The 3,322-nt window shown below is 64.8% G+C and carries 5 protein-coding genes; 4 read left to right on the top strand and 1 reads right to left on the bottom strand.

The features are described from left to right. A partial coding sequence (locus tag K0S66_RS16730) for a hypothetical protein (RefSeq protein WP_301076608.1) occupies positions 1-190 on the top strand: 190 nt, incomplete at its 5' end. Between the two features lie 13 nt (positions 191-203). Next, the gene (locus tag K0S66_RS16725) at positions 204-464 is read left to right on the top strand and encodes a hypothetical protein (RefSeq protein WP_301076607.1); all 261 of its coding nucleotides are present in this window, start codon (positions 204-206) and stop codon (positions 462-464) included. A gap of 27 nt (positions 465-491) precedes the next feature. Here the strand turns inward: K0S66_RS16725 and K0S66_RS16720 are convergent, their stop codons facing one another. Then, entirely contained in the window at positions 492-1,157 is a 666-nt protein-coding gene (locus K0S66_RS16720; protein WP_301076606.1) for a nitroreductase, read from the bottom strand. A gap of 81 nt (positions 1,158-1,238) precedes the next feature. Here K0S66_RS16720 and K0S66_RS16715 point away from each other — a divergent pair, with 81 nt between their 5' ends. Together K0S66_RS16715 and K0S66_RS16710 are read left to right on the top strand one after the other, a co-directional pair. Next, the gene (locus tag K0S66_RS16715; protein ID WP_301076605.1) at positions 1,239-2,441 is read left to right on the top strand and encodes an acetyl-CoA C-acetyltransferase; all 1,203 of its coding nucleotides are present in this window, start codon (positions 1,239-1,241) and stop codon (positions 2,439-2,441) included. A 95-nt stretch (positions 2,442-2,536) separates the two neighbouring features. After that, on the top strand, positions 2,537-3,319 hold the full coding sequence (locus K0S66_RS16710) for an SDR family NAD(P)-dependent oxidoreductase (RefSeq protein ID WP_301076604.1): 783 nt from the start codon (positions 2,537-2,539) through the stop codon (positions 3,317-3,319). Positions 3,320-3,322 lie beyond the last annotated feature (3 nt).

The raw sequence follows: 3,322 nt of genomic DNA, 5'->3' as shown, positions 1-3,322 counted from the left end.
GCGACCCACTCGCCGACCGCGACGCGCGACTACGCCAACGCAAGCCGTCGTGGCGGGCCCGGCGGCGCTGGTGGCGCTCGCGGCGGACGCGGCCGAGGCCGTGGTGGCTCCCGCGCAGTCGCGCAGGCCTGACCCAAATACGCGCGGCCGTGCAACCCGGCCGCGCGTGATCGGTTGCTTCTCCTGGTAAAGGAGACGCCACCATGGATATCGCGACTGGCCCGGTTCTGGAGCGTATTGCGCGCGTGCTAGCCGGCGAGCGGCTTAGCGTGAACGCTCACGGGGATCAGGAGTCTGCCGGCGGTGCGGTGGATGCCGTCTGGCGCGATTATCGCGACGAGGCGATGGCCGTCCTTCACACCTTACGCGCACCCAGCGCGTCGATGGCAGCCGCGGGCGACACCGCCGTTTGGGAACGGATGATCCTTGCCGCCATCGCAGAATCGCAGCCGGAGGGGGCCTGATCTCAGGCCGCCCCCGTCGCGGATCGTTCAGGCAAGAACGGTAAGCCACTCCTCCTCTGGCGCGCGCGGGCTACGCGTCCGGTTCGCCAGCTCCTCGGCATCCTCGTAACCGATCGCCACACCGCAAAAGAGCATCCGCTCTGATGGTGTGCCCAGGAACGCCTCGACGGTGTTCGGATAGACCGCCCAGCATTCCTGCGGGCAGGTCCCCAACCCTTTCTCGACCGCCAGCAACATCAGGTTCTGAAGGTACATGCCAAGGTCGGCCCATTGCGGCGGCCCCATCCGCCGATCGACCGTCACGAAGAAGGCGGCCGGTGCACCGAAGAACTGGAAATTGCGGGCAAACCACTGCGCCCGCGCGCGCTTGTCCTCGCGCGGAATCCCGAGGTGGCCGTACATGATCTCGCCGATCTGGAACGTGCGCGCCTTCGTGGCGTCGTTCATTTCACGCGGATAGATGTCGTAGCCCGGCGTCTCCGTTTCCCGTCGCTCTATCTTGCCGCGCATGATCTCCTTCAGCTCGGCCATCTTGTCGCCGGTCACGATGTCGATGTGCCACGGCTGGATATTCCCGCCCGTCGCCGCACGCGCGGACGTCAGCGCCAGCTCCTTCAGCACGTCCAGCGGCACTTCCTTGTCGAGGAAACCACGGACGGAGCGCCGCTCCCGGACTGCGTCGGATACGTTCATTCGCCTCTCCACCTCTTGCCGTGCGCGTGAAATCGCGCCACATGAGCGACTGGGATAACATCTGTTATGGAGAGTCGAAAGATGGCCGAGGCGTATATCGTCGAAGCGGTGCGGACGGCTGGTGGACGACGCGGCGGAAAGCTCGCGGGGGTTCATCCGGTCGATCTGGCAGCACAGGTTCTGGATGCGGTGATCGAGCGTTCGGGCATTCCCGGAGACGCGGTCGAAGACGTGATCATGGGCTGCGTCAGCCAAGGCGGCGAACAGGCCGGCCAGGTCGGTCGCAATGCCGTTCTCGCATCGAAGAAGCTGGCGCAGTCGACGCCCGCGGTCACCATTGACCGTCAGTGCGGCTCCTCGCAGCAGTCGATTCAGTTTGCGGCACAGGCAGTGATGTCGGGCACGCAGGACGTGGTGATCGCCGCCGGCATCGAAAGCATGTCGCGCGTGCCGATGGGCTCCACCTACAAGCTGTTCTACGACGCCGGTCTCGGCAAGAACAAGTCGCCCGGCCTTGAGGAGAAGTTCCCCGGCATCAACTTCAACCAGTTCGCTGGGGCGGAAATGATCGCCAAGAAGTACGGCTACACCCGTGAGCAGCTGGACGAATATTCGCTGAACTCGCACCGCAAGGCGGTGGCCGCGACGCAGGGCGGCAAGTTCAAGGACGAGATCGTTCCGATCGCGGTCGAGACGCCCGAGGGCAAGGAAGTGCACACTTCCGACGAGGGCATCCGCTACGACGCGTCGGCCGAGGGCATGGCCGGCGTGAAGAAGCTGTCGGAAGAGGGCGTTCTCACCGCCGCCTCGTCGAGCCAGATCTGCGACGGCGCCAGCGCGGTGCTGATCGTCAGCGAGGAAGCGCTGAAGAAGTACAATCTGAAGCCGCTGGCGAAGATCGTGAACCTGACGGTCACCGCCGGCGACCCTGTGATCATGCTCGAAGAGCCGCTGTTCGCTACCGACAAGGCGCTGAAGAAGGCCGGCCTGTCGATCGACGACATCGACCTTTATGAAGTGAACGAAGCATTCGCTTCGGTGCCGGTCGCATGGCTGGAGCATACCAAGGCGGACCCGAACAAGCTGAACGTCAACGGCGGCGCGATCGCTCTTGGCCACCCGCTGGGCGCGTCGGGCACGAAGCTGATGGCGACGCTCGTCCACGAGCTGCGTCGCCGCGGCGGGCGCTATGGCTTGCAGACGATGTGCGAAGGCGGCGGCGTCGCCAACGTCACGATCATCGAGAATTGCGATTGGTCGGGCGAGGCAAAGGCTGCGGCCTGAACCCGTGCACTGATTAACTAGCCCGTCCCCTGCCCGCGCGGGGGACGGGATCGTGCCCCGCCGATGCGGGCGCACTTCTTCGGGAGGGGTATTCAATGAAGCTCGACAACACGATTTCGGCCGTCATCACTGGCGGCGCATCCGGCTTGGGTGCGGCCACGGCACGCCAGCTCGCCGCCAAGGGCGTCAAGATCGCCATCTTCGATCTGCAGGAAGAAAAAGGCGAGGCGCTCGCCAAGGAACTCGGCGGCGTGTTCTGCAAGGTCAACGTTACCGACGAGGCATCGGTCGACGCCGGTTTCGCCAAGGCACGTGAAGCGATCGGTCAGGAGCGTATCCTGGTGAACTGCGCCGGCACCGGCAACGCGATCAAGACCGCGAGCCGCAGCAAGGAAGACGGCTCGATCAAGCACTTCCCGCTCGACGCGTTCAACTGGATCATCCAGATCAATCTCGTCGGCACCTTCCGCTGCATCGCCAAGTCGGCCGCGGGCATGATGACGCTTGATCCGCTTCCCGATGGCGATCGCGGCGCGATCGTCAACACCGCGTCGGTTGCGGCAGAGGACGGGCAGATCGGCCAGGCTGCCTATTCCGCGTCGAAGGGCGGCGTTGTCGGCATGACCCTGCCGATCGCGCGCGATCTCATGAACGAGAATATCCGCGTCAACACCATCCTGCCGGGCATCTTCAACACCCCGCTGCTGCAGGGCGCGCCGCAGAACGTGAAGGATGCACTGTCCGCTTCCGTGCCGTTCCCGAAGCGTCTGGGTGATCCGGAAGAATATGCCGCCCTCGCCACGCTGATGATCGAGAATGGCTATTTCAACGGCGAGGACGTTCGCCTCGACGGCGCGATCCGCATGGCGCCGCGTTGATGC

The organism is Sphingomonas sp. (assembly GCF_029239295.1).
Taxonomy (GTDB): Bacteria; Pseudomonadota; Alphaproteobacteria; order Sphingomonadales; family Sphingomonadaceae; genus Sphingomonas.
This window is presented reverse-complemented; position numbering and strand designations above follow the sequence as displayed.